Here is a 17,601-nt window from a genome sequence, read left to right on the forward strand (position 1 = left end):
CTTTGTACCGGGAGTGCCTGTCGCCGCGAGATACGCGCGGGATCCGGATGCGGTTCACCGGCCTTTTCCGGGGGGCGGGAACGAGAACGGTCCACGGCCGCCGGGCAGGGCGGCCGTGGACCGGATTCCGTGGGCGGTCACGCCGGGTCACGGTGACTCACGACCGCGTGCGGACCCGGGGGAGGACGAGGTCCGTTCGCGAGGTCGTGATCGGCCGGAGGCCCGTGGTCTACCGGAGGGCGGCCGCCTCGGCGGCCAGCTTCTCGATCCGGGCGTAGTCACCGGCGGCGAGCGCGTCGGCCGGGGTGAGCCAGGTGCCGCCCACGCAGCCGACGTTGGGCAGCGCGAGATAGTCGGGGGCGGTCGCGAGCCTGATCCCGCCCGTCGGGCAGAACCGGATGTCGGGCAGCGGGCCGCCCAGCGACTTGAGGTACGGCAGGCCGCCTGCGGCCTCGGCCGGGAAGAACTTCATCTCGGTGAGCCCGCGCTCCGCCAGCGTCATGACCTCCGACGCCGTCGCGACCCCGGGCAGGAACGGGACGCCGCTCGCCTCCATGGCGTCCAGCAGCGCCGGGGTGCTTCCCGGGCTGACCAGGAACTTGGCGCCGGCCTTCACCGAGGCCAGCACGTCGGCCTGGACCCGGACGGTCCCGGCGCCGATCACCGCCTCGGGGACCTCGGCGGCGATCCGCTGGATGGCCTTCAGCGCGTGAGCCGTACGGAGGGTGACCTCGATGACCGGCAGGCCGCCCGCCACCAGGGCCCGGGCCAGGGGGACCGCGGTCTCCAGATCGTCGATCACGACGACCGGGATCACCGGGGCGATGGCGAGCAGACTCATACGTACTCCATATCCGACATATCTGATGTATCCGAAGCGCCTGACAGGTGCTGGTTCAGCCACGCGGCCGCGCCGACGAGCGCGGGCTGGGAGGCCACGATCAGCGTCGTGGAGATACCGGCCAGGTAATCGTTCAACGTGGGGGTGGCCTCGAACCGGCGGCGGAAGTCGCTGGAGAGGACCCGGTCCACGATACGCGGCAACACGCCGCCGCCCAGATAGACGCCGCCGCGGGCGCCCAGGGTCATGGCGACGTTTCCCGCGAAGGTGCCGAGCATGCCGCAGAAGACCTCGACGGTCTCCGCGCACAGCGGGTCGTCCATCCCGGTCACGATCTCCGAGGAGGACAGCCGCGGCGCGTCCACGCCGTGGACCATCGCGAGCCCGCGGTGCAGCCGCGACAGGCCAGGCCCCGACAGCAGGTGCTCGGCCTCCACGTGGCCGAGTCCGTCCGCGCGCAGGGCCTGGACGATCGCGTGGTCGCGCTCGTCCAGGACCGGCATCGTCACGTGCCCGCCCTCACCGGGGATCGGCACCCAGCCCTGCGCCGCGGGCACCAGGCCGCCCACGCCCAGCCCGGTCCCGGGACCGAGCACGGCCTTGACGCCGCGCGAGGGCTTCGGCCCGCCCAGGGAGACCAGGTCCCGGCCCCGCAGGTGGGGCAGGGAGGCCGCCAGGGCCTCGAAGTCGTTGAGCGGCCAGGCGTCCGGGACGCCCAGGTCGCGCACCGAGCCCGACCACCCGGCGTTGGTGAGCCGGTAGTGGTCGCCGTTGACAGGACCCGCGATCGCGACACACGCCGCTCCCGGCTGAACTCCGCCCGCATGGTCTGCGAGATAGGCGGCTACGGCTTCGGGAAGGCCATCGTGATCGGCGACCGCCAGGACGGCCACCGCCTCGGGCCGGCCACCCGGTTCGGTGATCAGCCCGAACCGGGCGTTGGTGCCGCCGACATCGGCGACGAGCCAGGGAAGGCTCACAGAGCCTCCTTCACCCGGGCGTCGGAGGCGCCCTGGGCCGACAGGGCGCCTGCGACGCTCTCGGCGTGGCCGTTCAGGGCGAAGATTCCCGCGCCGCGCTCGGCGGGGCCCGCCGCACGGCGGAAGGCGGAGAACAGCTCGCGCCCCGTCCCCACCCACTGGGCGTCGGTGAGCGGCGCGCCCAGCGGCGTGCGGGCGGCCAGTTCCTCGGCGGGGACCAGCAGTTCCAGGGTGCCGGCGGCGGCGTCGAGGCGGATCGGGTCACCGTCCAGGACCAGCGCGATCGGACCGCCGTCCGCGGCCTCGGGCGACAGGTGGATGGCGGCGGGAACCTTGCCGGACGCGCCGGACATGCGGCCGTCGGTGACGATCGCCACCCGCTGTCCCCGATCCAGCAGCACCGCCATCGGCGGGGTGAGCTTGTGCAGCTCGGGCATGCCGTTCGCGCTCGGTCCCTGGTAGCGGATGACCGCCACGAAGTCCTGCCCGTCCAGCTCGCCCGCCTCGAAGGCGCGCAGCAGCTCCAGCTGGTCGTCGAAGACCTTCGCGGGCGCCTCGATGAGCAGGTGCTCGTCCTTGACCGCGGAGACCTTGCTGACCGCGCGGCCCAGGTTGCCGTCGAGCATGTGGATGCCGCTGTCGGAGGAGAAGGCGTCGGAGACGGGACGGAGCACGTCCGGGTCGGTGCTGCCCTCGGTGCGCTCCTGCCAGACCAGCTCGCCGTCCTTGAGCTCGACGGCCGAGCGGTAGTGGTCGAGCCCGCGCCCGGCGATCGTCAGCACGTCGCCGTGGAGCAGCCCGGCGTCCAGCAGCTCGCCGATGAGTACCTGCATGCCGCCCGCGGCCTGGAAGTGGTTCACGTCCGCCTGGCCGTTGGGGTACATGCGGGTCAGGAGCGGCACCACCTTCGACAGCGCGGCCAGGTCGTCCCAGAGCAGCTCGATGCCCGCCGCCGCGGCGATGGCGACGATGTGCATGGTGTGGTTCGTCGAACCGCCGGTGGCCAGCAGCGCCACGCAGGCGTTGACGATGGCCTTCTCGTCGACGACCTCGCCGACGGGGGTGTACTCGTCGCCGTGCACGGTCAGCTCGACCGCGCGCCTGCCCGCGGCCTTCGTCAGGGCCTCGCGCAGCTCGGTGCGCGGGTTGACGAAGGTCGCGCCCGGCAGGTGCAGGCCCATGACCTCGATCATGACCTGGTTGGAGTTGGCGGTGCCGTAGAAGGTGCAGGTGCCCGCGGAGTGGTAGGACTGCGACTCGGCGTCGAGCAGCTCGCCCTTGCCGACCTTGCCCTCGGCGAACAGCTGCCGGGTGCGGGCCTTGACCTTGTTGGGCAGGCCCGAACCCATCGGCCCGGCCGGGACGAAGACCGCCGGCAGGTGGCCGAAGTGCAACGCGCCGATCAGCAGGCCCGGCACGATCTTGTCGCAGACGCCGAGCAGGAGGGAGGTGTCGAACATGTCGTGCGAGAGCGCGATCGCCGTGGCCATCGCGATGACCTCACGGCTGTAGAGCGACAGCTCCATGCCCGCGCGGCCCTGCGTGATGCCGTCGCACATGGCGGGCACGCCGCCGGCGAACTGGGCGACGCCGCCCGCCTTGCGGACGGCCGCCTTGAGGATCGGCGGGTAGGTCTCGTACGGCTGGTGCGCCGACAGCATGTCGTTGTAGCTCGACACGATCGCCACGCCCGGCTTGACGTTGGCCCGCAGGTCCAGCTTGTCGGCCTCGCCCGCGGCGGCGAAGCCGTGGGCGAGGTTGGCGCACCCCAGACTTGCCCTGGCCGGCCCGCGCCCGCGCGCGGCCTCGGCCTCGGCGTGGAGCCGCGCCAGATACGCGGTACGGCTGGCGCGGCTGCGCTCGATCAGGCGGTCGGTGACCTCCTGGATGACGGGATGCACTCGGCCTCCTCCGTTGTCGCCGGGCCGGCCTGCGTGCTCCGCCGGGCCCGGGTGCTCTGTTCGGTCTGCGTGCTTCACGCGGTCGTTCACGTCCCCGCCGCTCACGCGGGGTACTCCTCGTGCCAGGCACGGTCGCTGCGGCTGACGAGCTCGTGGGCTCCCGCCGGGCCGGAGCTGCCCGCCGGGTACGGCTCCGGCGCGGTGCCGTACGACTCCCACTCGCTGAGGATCGGGTCGATCCACCGCCAGGCGGCCTCCACCTCGTCGCGGCGCATGAACAGCGTCGGGTTTCCGGTGAGGACGTCCATGAGCAGCCGCTCGTAGGCCTCGGGCACCCGGCTGGTGAAGGTCTCGGCGAAGCTCAGGCTGAGCGGGACCGGCTTGAGCGCCACCTCGCCCGCGCCCGGCTCCTTGGCCATGATGTGCAGCTTGATGCCCTCGCTCGGCTGCAGCCGGAGCACCAGCCGGTTGGGCGTGCTGCCGGGGTAGATCGAGTGGGGCACGTCCTTGAACTGCACCACGATCTCCGAGTGCCGGTACGGCATGCGCTTGCCGGTGCGCAGGTAGAACGGCACGCCCGCCCAGCGCCAGTTCTTCACCTCGGCGCGGATCGCGGCGAAGGTCTCCACCCGGTGCGAGGCCTCGGTGGGCGCGGTGCTGTCGGGCTCGTCGAGGTAGCCGGGGACCTGGACGCCGCCGGACTCACCGGCCGTGTACTGGCCGCGGACGGTGAACCGGTCGACCTCGCCACCGGTGATCGCCCTCAGCGACTCCAGGACCTTGACCTTCTCGTCGCGGATGGACTCGCGGTCGTTGCGTGACGGCGGTTCCATCGCGACCAGGCACAGGAGCTGGAGCAGGTGGTTCTGCACCATGTCGCGCAGCGCGCCCGCGTGGTCGTAGTAGCCGCGGCGGCCCGGGGTTCCCACGGTCTCGGCGACGGTGATCTGGACGTGGTCGATCCAGAGGGAGTTCCAGATCGGCTCCAGGAACGCGTTGGCGAACCGGAGCACGAGCAGGTTCTGGACCGTCTCCTTGCCCAGGTAGTGGTCGATGCGGTAGATCTGCCGCTCGTCGAAGATGGCGCCGACCTCGTCGTTGATGCGCTGAGCGCTGGGGAGGTCGCGGCCGAGCGGCTTCTCCAGCACCACCCGCGAGGCGGGGGTGACCAGACCGGCGCGGTGCAGCTCCCTGCAGAACGGGCCGAACGTCATGGGCGGGCTGGCCAGGTAGAACACCCGGCTCCGCTGCTCGTGCCCGGCGAGCAGGGCGGTGAGTTTCGCCCAGCCCGTCACGTCCTCGCCGCCGATGTCGACGGAGACGTGGTGCAGGCGGTCGAGGAAGCGCTGCCAGGTGCCGAGGTCGTCCACCGGTACGGAGCCGCGTACCTCCGCGTCCACCTTGCCGCGGAAGTCGGCGTCGTCGAGCCCGCCGCGGGACATCGCGATGATGCGGGTCTCGGGGGACAGACGGCCGTCGCGGTCGCAGTGATAGAGCGCGGGAAAAAGTTTCCGCATGGAGAGGTCGCCTGTGCCGCCGAAGACGATCAGGTCGGCGGGTTGCGGGGTCTCGGACATGGGGGATGGCTCCGTTGATCTACCGAAATTGGGGATAGATCGGACACTAGTCACATCTTGCGCTCTACACAAGCTGAGTTTTGTCATTTGAGATGAGAAAGTGCGAAGTTTTCATTTCATAACTGGGTGTGGTTCACTTGGCCGATGCCTCGACGTCCCGCTACCGCGCTGGCCACCAGCGGTGAGGTGCTTCGCCTCATTCGCACCGGCGAGGCTTCCACGCGGGCGGACATAGGGCGTGTCACCGGTCTGTCCCGACCCGCCGTCTCCCTGCGTGTCACCGAGTTGCTGGACCGGCGTCTGGTCGTGGAGGACAGCGAGGGCCCGTCCACCGGTGGCCGCCCGCCCACCCGCCTGGTCTTCAACGCCGCCGGCGGTGTGGTGCTCGTCGCCTCCCTGGGCGCCAGCCGCGCGCAGATCGCCGTCTGCGACCTCGCCGGAGCCGTGCTGGCCCGTGCCGGCCTGGCCGTCGACGTGGAGGAGGGACCGGACGTCGTCCTCCCCCTCGTCATGCAGACCTGGAGCGAGCTGCTCGGAGACCGGTCGCTCTCGGCGGTGCGCGGCGTCGGCATGGGCGTCCCGGCCACGGTGGAGTTCGCGGCGGGCCGTACCGAGAGCGCCCGCATCATGGCGGGCTGGACCGGCGTGGCCGTCCCGCCGATCATCGCCGAGCGCTTTCCCGCGCCCGTCTTCCTCGACAACGACGTGAACGTCATCGCGATCGGCGAGCACCGTGAGATCTACGCGGGCGAGGTCGCCGACCTGCTGTTCATCAAGGTCTCCACCCGGATCGGCTCCGGGGTCATCGCGGGCGGTGAGATCCTGCGGGGAGCGCTGGGCGCCGCCGGGGAGATCGGGCACATCCCGGTCAGGGACGGCGGGGGAGTGCTCTGCCGCTGCGGCAACATCGACTGCGTCGACTCGGTGGCGAGCGGGACCGCGATCCTGCGCGACCTCCGCGCCCGAGGGCACGAGGTCAAGAGCCTGGCCGACGTGGTGGCCCTGGTGCGGGCCGGTGACGCCGAGACCATGACCGTGGTCCGCAACGCGGCCCGGATGCTGGGGGAGGTCGTCGCCAGCGCGGTCAACCTGCTCAATCCCGCGGTGGTCGTCCTCGGCGGAGACGTGGCCGAGACCTTCCAGCCGATGGTGTCAGGCGTCAGGGAGGTCGTCCACCGGCGCTCGACCGCCCTGGCCACCCGCAACCTGAGGATCGAGCGCAGCCGCCTCGGTCCCGGCGCCGGAATCGTCGGCTGCGCCCACATGGTCCTCGACCACATCCTGTCTCCCGAGGCCGTCGACTCCCTCCCCTGACGGGCTTCGGCTCGCCGCGCTCGGAGGCTCAGCCCGCCTCGGTGGTCATGCCCGGACGGCTCCGTGACTGGCGGCGAACCGCGAGCACCACGTCCGCGATCACGATCAAGGCCAGCACGACCATGGCGATGATCAGCCAGGTGGTGCCGGTCGCGAAGCCGAACACGCCGAGGATGACGATCGGTATGAGCCCGAACGAGCCCAGGCGGATATGGACGACATCTCGCGGTGTCGCACTGACCATCGGCTTCCCGGTCTCGGACGTCTGCTCGGGCAGCTCATCGGGAGTCATCGTTTTTCTCCTTCGATCGACAGCATCCGGTACCCGGATGCTGTGCCGTCATGCGTTCCGCGGTTCCGTCAATGCCCTCATCAGTCCTTCGGGATCGGAGACGGTCAGGGTTGCACCGGGATGGGTGAGGAACCCGCCGGGCGCCAGCGCGGACACCGGAGTACGGAAACGGACGCACACGCCGCGCCTGGCGTTGGTCCCGAAACTCACCCCGCGATCGGTCAGCGACATGCGTGGCCCGAAGACCTTCCACGGCGAGTAAGGGCCGGTCAGTGTGGCGTCGAGGACGTTGGACAACGGCGTGCGCAGCAGCCAGGGGCCGAACCGGACCACGAACTCGCCCTTCTCGGCGATCACGAAGGCGCTGTCGGGACGCACGCCGAGCACTCCGAGGGGTGTCCGCCACACCGGATCGATGTCGAACGCGAACCGGGGCACGGTTCAGTCCTCCCAGGGCGGCGAGTCGCCCATCTTGGTGTAGTACCTGGCCAGGTGGGACTTGATCCGCTCGATGTCCCCCTTCGGCACGTCGACCCCGCCCCGAGACCCCCGCATGACCGCTCCGGCGGCCATCACGGCACGCGGTACGACCGTGAGCTCTCCTCCGATCACGTCGGCGATCGGCAGCTTGTAGCTCTCGAAGTTCCCGGGCGCGTCGTCGTCGTACCAGAGGTGGGCCTCGCGGTACCTGGCGTTCGGCTCCTTCTCGGCGTCCGCCCACCTGCGGACGCGCTTCTCCTCCGCCTGCCCGTCCCAGGCCCTGCCCCGATCCGTCAGGGGGAGATCCTGGAAGCGTGTCACTGTCATGATCTCGGTCCCCTCTCGCTTCTCTCCGGGGGCCTCCCTACCCGATCGCTCGAATCCATGCCTGGTTGGCGACATATTTACCCTTGTGGCGGGGAGAGGATCGGCATGATCGATGAGCGTGAAGCAGGAGAGGAAGCGGTCGAACACGATCTTCCGGAGGAGGATCCGTTACCCCCGGCTCCGCGAGGCGCCGACGGAGAGAGCCGGGTCGTGGCGGAGCGGTCCGGAGCCGACACCTCCTTCCCCGAACGGCCGCTCCTGGCGGACCCCGACAACGAGCGCCGATCCAAGGCCGGGGACGGGGAGGTCGGGGACGGCGACGAGACGTCGGGGAAGCGCACGCCCGAACCCGAGGTCGGACCCGCCTCCTGAGACGACTGCGGCGGGGCCCCGAACTTCGGGGCCCCGCCGCAGGTCCGGCTCAATCAATCCTTAACGGCTTTCTTGACCTTCTTCGCGCTGTCCTTGACCTTCTCGCCGGCCTGCTTGAGGCCGCCCTTGAGCTGGTCGGTCCTGCCCTCGGCCTCCATCGACCTGTCGTCGGTGGCGCGCCCAACGCCTTCCTTGACCTTGCCCTTGGCCTCCTGGGCCTTGTTGCGGACCTTGTCGTCAGCGCCCATGATGTGGTTCCTCCCCGAATATGAAGTCCGTGTCGTGCAGTGGTACTTCCTGTCCGTCGAGGGGAGGGGTAAACCTGCCTCCCGCGCGGGCGGCGGGCGCCTATACCATCCGATGACCTGGGAGTACGCGCGGGCGGGCAGGCGAAGTCAACGCCGGCGGCAGCGATCGCGGGCCGCGTTCGCCCGGCGCCCGGAACTCCGCGTCCAAAGTGATCGCAATTCCGTCCCGACCCCGGATGACCCGTGACCGGCCGCAGCCGCCACGCCTTGCCGGCGGCCGTCGCCCAGGTCCTAGTGACTCTTGTTCTCACCGGGCCGGTAGTCCTCCCTGGCGCCGGCGAAGTCCTTGCCGACCGCGGTGAACTCCAGGGTCCGGCCGCCGGCGAGGGTGAGGGTGAAGGGGATCAGGGCGCCGGGCTTCACCGCTTCGGTGACGCCCATCAGCATGATGTGGTCGCCGCCGGGCTGGAGCCGACGGGTGCCGTGGGCGGGGACGACGAAGCCGCCCTTCGTGGGACGCATGACCGTCTTGTCGCCGGAGCCGACGATCTCGTGCAGCTCGATCTCCGGCGAGAGGGGAGAGGTGCCGGAGACGACGGTCACGTCGGCGTCGGTGTTGTTGACCAGGGTGCCGAAGGCGGCGGTCATCCCGCGCTTGGTGGCCTTCACCCACGGATCGGTGATCGCCAGCGCGGGGACGCCCGCGGCGGGGCTCCCGGCCGTGGGTGCGTCGGCCTGCTGGGTGGACTCGGTGGGCTGCTGGGCGGGAGGCCGGGTGGATCGAGGATCCTGCTGGGCGCCGCAGGCGTTCACCGACGCGGTGGTGAGTGCCGCCAGGAGCCCGGCGGAAAGAACACGTCGGACGATCATGAATAGGCCTTTCCTGATGTACGGCGCCGCGCTCGGAGTCGTGCTCGGCGGGCGGGTGGGAACGCCGGCGGAGTCACGCTCGTCCCGAGGCGTCCCGGGGCGAAGGCCGGGGCTCGGGTGAGACGAAAGGGCGAGGTCACGGGCATGGTGCGGCAATGATCACACACGGCGGCGCTGGGTTTCCCCCGGAGCCGGGCCGTGTCCCGGACGCGAAATAAATTTACCGGCACTGCGCTTTCAGCGGAACGCGCTGACAGCGAACGGGCCGAAACCGGAGTGCCTGCCGGGGCTAGTGTCGCTGGTATTCGCTATTCGTAAACTTTTGATTCGGGGTAGGCGAAAAGATGACCACTCCACAGTTCGTTCCTGAGGATCAGCTTTACCAGCGGCTCCTGCGCAAGCGGATCGTCGTGCTCGGCAGCGAGGTGAACGACGAGGTCGCCAACCGGATCTGCGCGGAGCTCCTGCTCCTCTCCGCGGACGACGACGCGCGCGACGTCTGGCTCTACATCAACTCGCCCGGCGGCTCGGTGACGGCCGGGATGGCGATCTACGACGTGATGCAGTTCATCCCCAATGACGTCGCCACCGTGGGTATGGGCATCGCGGGTTCGATGGGGCAGTTCCTGCTCTGCGCCGGTGCGCCCGGCAAGCGATACGTCCTGCCGCACGCCAGGGTCATCATGCACCAGCCCTCGGGTGGCCTCGGCGGCACGGCCAGCGACATCGCCATCCAGGCCGAGCAGATGCTCTACACCAAGCAGATGATGCGTGAGCGGATCGCCTTCCACACCGGCCAGCCGCTGGAGCGGATCGAGGAAGACTGGGATCGCGACCGCTGGTTCACGGCCACCGAGGCGAAAGACTACGGATTCGTCGACGAGGTCATTCAGAACACCAACGCGGTGGCGTCGCACAATTAGTTTTCTCGTTTTCCGGTTTTCGGGAGAATCCCGCGTCCGGTTCCGGCGAATGCCGCAACCGGACGCGGGATTTCCTCGTCCCGGAAGCCGGCAGCCGGAAGCCGGAAGCCGGAAGCCGGCTGGGGACGGGTTCCCTCAGTGATGGCAGAGCAGGCAGCGTACGGCGTGCTCAAGAGACCGGGCGTCGGTGATCGGGGCGGGCCAGGGGAGCCTGATCAGGGTCGGGTCGTCGATGCCGGAGCGGACGGTCGCGCCGAAGCGGTCGAGCTCCCAGAGCCACGCCTCGGTGATCGGGGCGGAGAGCAGGGAGCCCAGGGCGGTCTCCAGCTGACCGCGGTGGGCGTTGTTGACGTGATGGAGCATGCGCTCGGCGTCGTCCATCAGGGGGTCGGGGGTCGCGTCGAGATACTCCTCGGCGTCCAGGACGCCTGACTCCGGTCCCGTGAGATAGATCACCCGGCCGACGTCGACGCGGAGCAGCCGGGGGCCGTCGGCGGTCTCCAGGGTCTCCAGGGCGTCGAACAACGCCTCGTCGGGGCAGCGCTCGGCGATCGCCACCGTCGACTCCCTCGCCTGGTCCGCGGGTACGGGCTGCAGCCAGCCCTGCACCTTGAGCAGACCACGCGAGAGCTCGTGATCCCCGAGGGAACGGCTCGCGGTCAGGTCCACGGTCACCACGGACTCGTGCTGGATGTCGTAGAGCGGGTCCTCCGGCATGACCAGGAGCACCGGGCGGCCCGCGCCGTCCACGCCACCCCTGGCGGGCATCGCGGGCCGGGCCGTACCGACGAGGGACACGTGCGTGGGGGCGGCGGTGGCGGCGAGTGTGCGGATCCGCTCGGGGACCGGCGGAGCGGTGACGGGGTGCTGCATGGACCGGCTCTCCTTGAGTGCGGGGAGTTCCTATGTGTAAGGTTAGGCTTGCCTCACTAAGGTAGACCTAACCACAAAGGAGTGACCGTGCGCTACACCGGACCCAAGGTGCGGCTGTCCCGCCGGGCGGGCGTCCCGCTGACTCGCAAGGCCGTCCGCTATTTCGAGGAGCGGCCCTACCCACCGGGCGAGCACGGGCGCAAGACCAACCGCAGGCAGACCGGCGACTACGGGTTGCGGTTGATGGAGAAGCAGAAACTGCGCTGGTACTACGACGTCTCCGAGCGGCAGATGCGCCGCTACTGGGACATGGCGCTGCGCAGCACCGGCCGTTCGGGAGCCGAGCTGGTGGTGCTGCTGGAGACGCGTCTCGCCTCGCTCGTCCTGCGGTCCGGCCTCGCCACGTCCATCTACGCGGCCCGCCAGTTCGTCACGCACGGTCACATCACCGTGGACGGCCGCAAGGTCGACATCCCCAGCTACCTGGTCAAGCCCGGCCAGGTCATCGCGGTCCGGCAGAAGTCACGCGGGATGCAGCCGTTCGTCGCCGCGGCGGAGGGCACCTACGCCGACGACAGGATCGCGTCCTACCTGGACGTCAACCACGCCGACCTCCGGTTCACCGTGGTCAGCCGCCCGCTGCGCGAGCAGATCGTGGTCCCGGTGGACGAGCAGCTCGTGGTGGAGTTCTACTCCCGCTGACCGACGAGAGAGCGGGCCCGCCGCCCGGATGGGCGGCGGGCCCGCTCCGCTCAGCGGGACCGCTTCTGCCGGGTCCGCTCGCGTCTGGGCCCGGCCGCCGGGGGCGGTGAGCCGTTCAGGCGCGGATCGCCGGCGCCGGAGGTCACCGCGACCTTCTCCCTCAGCTCCCGTATCTCCGCCCTGAGCGCCGTCAGCTCGGCGAGCACCGTCGTTCCGAGCTCCTGGGTCGCCTTGACGGACTCCTCCGCGTGCTCCTCCTCCATGGCGCTGACCACTACCGCGATGAAGAGGTTCAGCACCACGAAGGTGCACACCAGCATGAACAGCACGAAGAACACCCAGGCGGACGGGTGCTGGTCCATCACCTTCCGGGTGATGTCGGACCACGCGTCCCCGGTCATCATCTGGAAAAGGGTGAACAGCGAGGTGGGCAGGTCCCCGAAATACTCCGGTGCGGTGAGGTGGTAGAGCTTCGTGCCCATCACCGCCGTGACGTAGAGCACCAGCCCGAGCAGCAGCACGATCGAGGTCATTCCCGGCACCGCGAGGAGCAGCGCGGTGACCACCTTGCGCAGGCTCGGCACCACCGAGATCAGCCGTAGCGCGCGCAGGATGCGCAGCGCCCGCAGCACCGAGAGTCCTCCCGCCATGGGCAGCAGGGAGATCGTCACGATCGCGGTGTCGAACAGGCTCCACGGATTCCGGAAGAACCGCCAGCCGTAGGCGTAGATCTTGACGCACAGCTCGGCCACGAAGATGTAGAGCGCCAGGTGATCGATGATCGTAAGCGCCGTGCCGTAGTGCTCGACGGCGGTCGCGGAGGTCTCCAGGCCCAGGGTCGCCGAGTTGATCACGATGACAGTGATGATGAATCGCTGGAAGCGTGAGGTCTCGAGGGCGGCACGAACACGTTCGCGCACCGGCACGAAGACTCCCGGGGGTCGGAGGGCCGAGTTCAGCAAAGATCATAATGGGTCGGCAGAGGTCCGGATTTCGGGTGTCCGCAGGGTGACGTGGACGGAAGGCCGCGAGGCGTTCGGAGGAGGGCGCGGCGGTGAGGCGCGTGCGTGAACCTCGCACCCGTGACGAATCACGCCGGGGATGACCGGCGTCTTCCGCCTCTCGCTCGTGACGGGCCCGGGTGGGTGATGAGCGGGACGTTCGCGCGGTCAGGGCAGGGGCGAGAGGCGGAAGACGCGCGGGTCGCGGCCGGACTTCTCGGTGTAGTGGTCGTAGAGCGGCCATATCCGGAGCAGGCGCGCCCAGGCTTCGGCCCGCTCCTGCCCGGCCAGCAGGTGTGCGGTGACGGGGAACTCCCGGCCGTGGAAGCTCACCGTGGCCGCCGGGGTCTTGAGCAGGTTGCCGCTCCAGTCGGGATGGCGCGCGAGACCGAGGTTGGAGCCGACGACCAGGAAGTCGCCGCCGTCTTCGGGGAGGCAGACGAGCGGCGTGGCGCGGGGCCGGCCGCTCCTGCTGCCGGTCGTGGTGAGAACGAGGGTGGGGATCACCTGGGCGCTCGGCACGAGCCTGCCCCGGGTCAGGCGGTGCGCGGCCAGGTCCATCCGGGGCACGATCTTCGGGCCGATCCTGACGAAGGCGTCGGTCGCCGCCAGTCGCTGGACGAGTGACCTGATCATCATGGTGAGACGACGGCCCACAGTGATCTCGCAATCCCGTGCGGTCCCGATCCGGCTTTCGCCCTCACCGTAAAGTGAAACGATCACCGGGTCAATCACTTGACCGCGGGAGCCTTCGGGTCCGCCTCCCGGCGGGTGCAGTAATCGCCGAGGCCCGACTCCAGCAGGTCGAAGGCCTGATCGGCCCGTCGTCTCAGGTCCGGGGCGATGGCGTCGACGGTCTCGCCCGCGAGCATGCGCTGGACGGCGTAGGCCATCAGCGCGCGCAGCACCGCGCAGATCTGGGCGGCGGCGAACGCGGGTGCGAGGTCGTCGGGATCGGTGTCGGTCTCGTCGGAGAGTGTCCCGGCCAGGGACCGCTCCCGGGCCTCGCCCATTTCCCGGAGCCGGGCGTTGAGCGACGGGCTGGCGTTGAGCATGCGGGTGAAGGCGTCGCTTCCCTCGTGGAGGCCGTACCGGTGGTGGCCGGTGTCGAGCGCGTCCAGGAAGTCGCGGCGCAGGGCCTCGATCGCGCTCTCCCCGGACTTCCGTTCTCGCACGACCTTGCCGAGCAGGTCCTCCACCTCCTCCTGCCGGTCGAAGAGCAGGTCCTCCTTGGTCCGGAAGTAGTTGAAGACCGTGTTGACCGACACGTCGGCGGCCCTGGCGACCTCGGCCACCGTCACGTTGTCGAAGCCTCGCATCATGAACAGCCCCGTTGCGATGTCGGAGATGCGTGCCCTGGTCTCCCGCTTCTTGCGCTCGCGCAGGCCCTCACTCATGAGGTCATTCTATAGGGTCGAGTAAATTTTGGAGTAACACCAAAATTGGTGCTACTTTAAAAATGGAGGCGATCAAGTGATCAGGACATCAGGTTTGAGCAAGACCTTCTCCGGCGGCGTCGAGGCAGTCCGAGGGGTGGACCTGGCCGCGGAGGCCGGAGAGATCGTGGGATTCCTCGGCCCGAACGGCGCGGGAAAGACGACCACCATGCGCATGCTGACCACCCTGCTCCGTCCCACGGGAGGCGCCGCCACGGTCGCCGGGCACGACCTGCTCGCCGACCCGCGGGGCGTGCGGCGGCGCATCGGCTACGTGTCCCAGAGCGGAGGGACCAACCCGGCGACCTCGGTGGGGGAGGAGCTCGAACTCCACGCCATGCTGTACGGCATGCGCCGGGCGCAGGCGCGCGAACGGGTCGGCGAGATGGTCGAGCGGCTCGGTCTCGGCGGTCTGGAGACCCGGCTCGGCGGTGCGCTCTCCGGCGGTCAGCGCCGCCGCTTCGACCTCGCCTTCGGCCTGATCCACGGGCCGTCCCTGCTCTTCCTCGACGAGCCCACCACCGGACTGGACCCGCAGAGCCGGGCCGGCCTCTGGGACCACATCAGGAGCCTGCGCCGGGAGCACGGCCTCACGGTCTTCCTGACCACCCACTATCTCGACGAGGCGGACGCGCTCGCCGACCGCCTGTTCATCATCGACCACGGAGTGATCGTCGCCGAGGGCACCCCGCAGGAGCTCAAGGGCGGGACCGGCACGCTCGACGACGTCTTCCTGTCCATCACCGGCCGCTCCCTGAGGGACGACCCGGCCGGCGGCGAGTCCCCGGTGGCCGGCGGGACGGCAGGCGAGTGAGGCGCGGCGGCGACCCGCCGAACCTGAGCGAGTTCGACGTCGTGGGTGGAACGGCCCGCGAGATACGAGTCACCCCTGCGGTGAGAAAGTGGTGAACGACCCGATGGACATCGTCCGTGACACCTGGCTCGTCTTCCGGCACAACACCGAGATCTCCCTGCGGCAGAAGGCCGGAATCATCTTCGGCGTGCTCCAGCCCATGCTCTACCTGGTCCTGTTCGGCCCGCTGTTCGCCACGATCGGCACCTGGGAGACGCTGATCCCCGGGCTGCTGATCCAGGTGAGCCTGCTCAGCGCGGGCCTGGCCGGGTTCGGCATCGTCTTCGACGCCCGGTCCGGCGTGCTGGAGCGGCTACGGGTCACTCCGGCGCACCGGGTCTCCCTGCTGCTCGGCCGCGTGCTGAGCAACTCCCTCACCCTGCTGATCCAGTCGGTCATGCTGATCGTCGTGGGCTACGCCTTCGGCATGCGCGCCTGGTTCCCCGGAGTGCTGGCCGGGCTCGTCCTCATGACGCTGCTCGGGGTCAGTCTGGCCGCGCTGTCCAACGCGATCGCGCTCACCATGAACCCCGAGCTGTTCGCACCGGTCATGAGCACCGCGATCGTCCCGCTGCTCCTGTTGTCGGGGGCGTTCCTGCCGATGTCCATGGCTCCCGGCTGGCTGGACGCGCTGTCGCGGGCGACCCCCTTCCGCTACGTCCTCGAAGCCATCCGCGAGCTGTTCGGCGGACGCTACGCGACCCCGGCCGTGGCCGTGGGGGTCGCCGTGACCCTGGTCCTCTCGGGGGTGTGCGTCGCCGTGGGAACCAGGGTCTTCAGCCGGGAGAACGCCTGAGGGAGAACGCCTGAAGGACTGCCCGAGCGAACGCCTGAGGGAACGCCTGAGGGAACGCCTGAGGGAACGCCTGAGGAACGCCGGTCCGCGGTTCGCCGGACGACGCGGCCGCCGGAAAGAACGGTCCGCCTCGTCACGGATCCGCTCCGGGCCGTCGTCCGGCGAACCCGGGTGGCGCCCTCAGCTCGGCGGGCCGTACGGCTCGATCCTGGGGTCGGAGTAGGGCCCGCCGCCCGCCGCGGGGTCGACGCGGCGGGCGGCGGCCTCGCTCACGCGCAAGCCGTACAGGTTCTGATCGGGGTCGATGCGGTCGATGAGCACCAGGCCGTAGCCGGTGTCGACCTCGTTCTCCGACAGCTCCAGGTGACGCGTGGCCTGCGCGAGCGTCGCCCCGGGCGGGAGCCGTACGGTGACAAGAAGCATGCCCCTCACGCTACGCGCTCGGCCTCGGTATCGGCCGCGCGCCGCAACGCGGCGATCATTTCCCGGGAGTCGGCGATCCCGTAGCCGTAGTCGTGGTCGAACCCGACGGTGCTGCGGTCTCGGGCGGTACGGCGGAGCAGGGTGCGCAGCTGGGCGGGGGACAGGCGGGAGGCCGGCCACCGGGTGCGGATGGCGGCGACCAGGCCGGCGGCGACCGGGCAGGCGGCGGAGGTGCCCGAGTCGGGCTGGTCGTCGCCGAAGGCCTTGGACCCGGAGAAATGGGTGTAGGAGCAGATGTCCGGCTTGCGGGCGTCGAGGCGGCCGGGGCCCTGCGAGGAGTAGCCGACCCGCGTGTCGCGCGTGTCCACACCGCCGACGGACAGGGCGTTCGGGTGGGAGTTGGCGCCCGTGATCGGGCGGTTGGGATAGGCGCAACGGCCGTCCTTGCAGTCGCGTCCGCAGTTCCCGGCGGCGAACAGCACGTCGGCGCCCGCCTGGTCCAGACTGGCCACGATCAGGTTGAACGGGTGGGCCAGGTTGTCGGAGTAGTTGCCGGTATGGCCGACGGGGAAGTCCCAGTGCGGGGAGAAGGAGCCCCAGCTGTTGCTGATCACCAGGGAGCGCGATTCCAAGGGCTGGTCCTCCAGGACGGTGCGCAGGTGGGCGAAGGCCGCCACCGCGTCCGACAGCAGTCCGTCCAGGGCCGATCCGCCCGGCCGCGTGGACAGCAGCACGGGGACGTCGATCAGCGTCGCCCGGGGGGCGGCGATGAGCGTGTCGAACGCGCACATCGTGCCGTGGTCCACCTCGAACTCGCCCGGCTCGCCGTTCACGCCGCCGGGGACCCAGCTGCGGCCCGCGTCCAGGATCACATCCCGGCCGAGGTGCCGGGCGACGTGCGCGGTGTTGATACCGGTGTCCAGCACCGCGAGCGCCACGCCGGACCCGTCCATGCCCTCGCCCGCGAGCTCGGCGACGCGCAGCAGCCGCTCCACGTCGTGCCAGTCGCCCACCGGGTCGTCACCGCCGCAGGTGAGGATCGGCTCGATCACCGGATCGGCGAACACCCCCACCACCTCGGGGCGGTGGGTGGGAAGGAGGGTGAGCCGGTTGGACAGCTCGTCGTCGGAGATCTCCCCGCGGACCAGGACCGTGGCCTGGTCGCCGGCGAAGGAGAACGTCAGCGGCTGGTTCAGGGAGAGGGGGTCGCCTCCGGCGCCCGGCAGGGGGCGGGGCACGGCGACCGGGGTGAAGGAGGCGTCCAGGACGACGCCGGGCAGGGCGCCGGACAGGGCGCCGGAGACGTCGGCCGTGGTCATGGTCACGGAGGGATCGGCCACGGCCGTGACGACGTCCGAAGAGGGGCGGAGCTGAATCAGGACACGCATGACG

The 17,601-nt window shown here is 70.1% G+C and carries 21 protein-coding genes; 6 read left to right on the plus strand and 15 right to left on the minus strand.

Features of this window, described 5'->3' with window-relative positions; translation table 11 throughout:
* Positions 1 to 229: 229 nt before the first annotated feature.
* The 4 genes from J2853_RS05940 to zwf all read right to left on the minus strand — a co-directional run bounded on the left by J2853_RS05940 (position 230) and on the right by zwf (position 5,299).
* Positions 230 to 841 carry a bifunctional 4-hydroxy-2-oxoglutarate aldolase/2-dehydro-3-deoxy-phosphogluconate aldolase gene (locus tag J2853_RS05940; RefSeq protein ID WP_307555767.1) on the minus strand — a complete coding sequence of 204 codons (612 nt, stop codon included), beginning with the start codon at positions 839 to 841 and terminating at the stop codon, positions 230 to 232.
* Positions 838 to 1,821, minus strand: a complete 984-nt coding sequence (locus tag J2853_RS05945) for a glucokinase (protein ID WP_307555769.1) — start codon at positions 1,819 to 1,821, stop codon at positions 838 to 840. Before J2853_RS05945 ends, J2853_RS05940 begins: the two co-directional genes overlap by 4 nt.
* Complete coding sequence (gene edd, locus J2853_RS05950; protein WP_307555771.1) at positions 1,818 to 3,722, minus strand: phosphogluconate dehydratase; 1,905 nt, start codon at positions 3,720 to 3,722, stop codon at positions 1,818 to 1,820. The genes J2853_RS05945 and edd overlap by 4 nt, the downstream gene beginning before the upstream one ends.
* A gap of 101 nt (positions 3,723 to 3,823) precedes the next feature.
* The gene (gene zwf / locus J2853_RS05955; protein ID WP_307555773.1) at positions 3,824 to 5,299 is read right to left on the minus strand and encodes a glucose-6-phosphate dehydrogenase; all 1,476 of its coding nucleotides are present in this window, start codon (positions 5,297 to 5,299) and stop codon (positions 3,824 to 3,826) included.
* A 144-nt stretch (positions 5,300 to 5,443) separates the two neighbouring features.
* On the opposite strand from zwf, the gene J2853_RS05960 reads away from it, so the two are divergent.
* Positions 5,444 to 6,613 (plus strand): ROK family transcriptional regulator, encoded by a 1,170-nt coding sequence (locus J2853_RS05960; RefSeq protein WP_307555775.1) that lies wholly within the window; start codon positions 5,444 to 5,446, stop codon positions 6,611 to 6,613.
* Positions 6,614 to 6,641: 28 nt separating this feature from the next.
* Here J2853_RS05960 and J2853_RS05965 read toward each other — a convergent pair whose 3' ends face one another.
* From J2853_RS05965 to J2853_RS05975, 3 genes are read right to left on the minus strand one after another with little or no spacing between them, the layout of a single operon-like run.
* A complete protein-coding gene (locus J2853_RS05965; RefSeq protein WP_307555777.1) occupies positions 6,642 to 6,905 on the minus strand; it encodes a hypothetical protein in 264 nt (87 codons plus the stop codon).
* Between the two features lie 48 nt (positions 6,906 to 6,953).
* Complete coding sequence (locus tag J2853_RS05970; protein ID WP_307555779.1) at positions 6,954 to 7,343, minus strand: hypothetical protein; 390 nt, start codon at positions 7,341 to 7,343, stop codon at positions 6,954 to 6,956.
* A 3-nt stretch (positions 7,344 to 7,346) separates the two neighbouring features.
* Positions 7,347 to 7,712 carry a hypothetical protein gene (locus J2853_RS05975; protein WP_307555781.1) on the minus strand — a complete coding sequence of 122 codons (366 nt, stop codon included), beginning with the start codon at positions 7,710 to 7,712 and terminating at the stop codon, positions 7,347 to 7,349.
* 105 nt (positions 7,713 to 7,817) lie between these two features.
* Between J2853_RS05975 and J2853_RS05980 the strand changes: the two genes are divergently transcribed.
* The gene (locus tag J2853_RS05980) at positions 7,818 to 8,084 is read left to right on the plus strand and encodes a hypothetical protein (protein ID WP_307555783.1); all 267 of its coding nucleotides are present in this window, start codon (positions 7,818 to 7,820) and stop codon (positions 8,082 to 8,084) included.
* A 53-nt stretch (positions 8,085 to 8,137) separates the two neighbouring features.
* Here the strand turns inward: J2853_RS05980 and J2853_RS05985 are convergent, their stop codons facing one another.
* Together J2853_RS05985 and J2853_RS05990 are read right to left on the minus strand one after the other, a co-directional pair.
* Positions 8,138 to 8,332: a CsbD family protein gene (locus J2853_RS05985; protein ID WP_307555785.1), complete on the minus strand. Its 195-nt coding sequence runs from the start codon at positions 8,330 to 8,332 to the stop codon at positions 8,138 to 8,140.
* A gap of 291 nt (positions 8,333 to 8,623) precedes the next feature.
* Positions 8,624 to 9,202 carry a copper chaperone PCu(A)C gene (locus J2853_RS05990; RefSeq protein WP_307555787.1) on the minus strand — a complete coding sequence of 193 codons (579 nt, stop codon included), beginning with the start codon at positions 9,200 to 9,202 and terminating at the stop codon, positions 8,624 to 8,626.
* Positions 9,203 to 9,546: 344 nt separating this feature from the next.
* Here J2853_RS05990 and J2853_RS05995 point away from each other — a divergent pair, with 344 nt between their 5' ends.
* Positions 9,547 to 10,125 carry a ClpP family protease gene (locus J2853_RS05995; protein WP_307555788.1) on the plus strand — a complete coding sequence of 193 codons (579 nt, stop codon included), beginning with the start codon at positions 9,547 to 9,549 and terminating at the stop codon, positions 10,123 to 10,125.
* Between the two features lie 135 nt (positions 10,126 to 10,260).
* Here the strand turns inward: J2853_RS05995 and J2853_RS06000 are convergent, their stop codons facing one another.
* On the minus strand, positions 10,261 to 10,998 hold the full coding sequence (locus J2853_RS06000) for a DUF2470 domain-containing protein (protein WP_307555791.1): 738 nt from the start codon (positions 10,996 to 10,998) through the stop codon (positions 10,261 to 10,263).
* Between the two features lie 87 nt (positions 10,999 to 11,085).
* Here J2853_RS06000 and rpsD point away from each other — a divergent pair, with 87 nt between their 5' ends.
* Positions 11,086 to 11,700, plus strand: a complete 615-nt coding sequence (gene rpsD / locus J2853_RS06005; protein ID WP_307555793.1) for a 30S ribosomal protein S4 — start codon at positions 11,086 to 11,088, stop codon at positions 11,698 to 11,700.
* Positions 11,701 to 11,750: 50 nt separating this feature from the next.
* Here rpsD and J2853_RS06010 read toward each other — a convergent pair whose 3' ends face one another.
* From J2853_RS06010 to J2853_RS06020, 3 genes are all read right to left on the minus strand, one after another.
* Positions 11,751 to 12,620: an ion transporter gene (locus J2853_RS06010; protein WP_307555794.1), complete on the minus strand. Its 870-nt coding sequence runs from the start codon at positions 12,618 to 12,620 to the stop codon at positions 11,751 to 11,753.
* A 249-nt stretch (positions 12,621 to 12,869) separates the two neighbouring features.
* Positions 12,870 to 13,340 carry a nitroreductase/quinone reductase family protein gene (locus J2853_RS06015; RefSeq protein WP_307555796.1) on the minus strand — a complete coding sequence of 157 codons (471 nt, stop codon included), beginning with the start codon at positions 13,338 to 13,340 and terminating at the stop codon, positions 12,870 to 12,872.
* Between the two features lie 92 nt (positions 13,341 to 13,432).
* The gene (locus J2853_RS06020) at positions 13,433 to 14,098 is read right to left on the minus strand and encodes a TetR/AcrR family transcriptional regulator (RefSeq protein WP_307555798.1); all 666 of its coding nucleotides are present in this window, start codon (positions 14,096 to 14,098) and stop codon (positions 13,433 to 13,435) included.
* Between the two features lie 94 nt (positions 14,099 to 14,192).
* On the opposite strand from J2853_RS06020, the gene J2853_RS06025 reads away from it, so the two are divergent.
* On the plus strand, positions 14,193 to 14,951 hold the full coding sequence (locus tag J2853_RS06025) for an ABC transporter ATP-binding protein (RefSeq protein ID WP_307555800.1): 759 nt from the start codon (positions 14,193 to 14,195) through the stop codon (positions 14,949 to 14,951).
* 91 nt (positions 14,952 to 15,042) lie between these two features.
* Positions 15,043 to 15,786: an ABC transporter permease gene (locus tag J2853_RS06030; RefSeq protein ID WP_307555802.1), complete on the plus strand. Its 744-nt coding sequence runs from the start codon at positions 15,043 to 15,045 to the stop codon at positions 15,784 to 15,786.
* A 180-nt stretch (positions 15,787 to 15,966) separates the two neighbouring features.
* Here J2853_RS06030 and J2853_RS06035 read toward each other — a convergent pair whose 3' ends face one another.
* Positions 15,967 to 16,209, minus strand: coding sequence for a hypothetical protein (locus J2853_RS06035; RefSeq protein WP_307555804.1), 243 nt, complete (start codon positions 16,207 to 16,209; stop codon positions 15,967 to 15,969).
* Between the two features lie 5 nt (positions 16,210 to 16,214).
* Positions 16,215 to 17,597, minus strand: a complete 1,383-nt coding sequence (locus J2853_RS06040) for a S8 family peptidase (RefSeq protein WP_307555806.1) — start codon at positions 17,595 to 17,597, stop codon at positions 16,215 to 16,217.
* Positions 17,598 to 17,601 lie beyond the last annotated feature (4 nt).

Origin of the sequence: Streptosporangium lutulentum, from assembly GCF_030811455.1 — a bacterium.
Taxonomy (GTDB): Bacteria; Actinomycetota; Actinomycetes; order Streptosporangiales; family Streptosporangiaceae; genus Streptosporangium; species Streptosporangium lutulentum.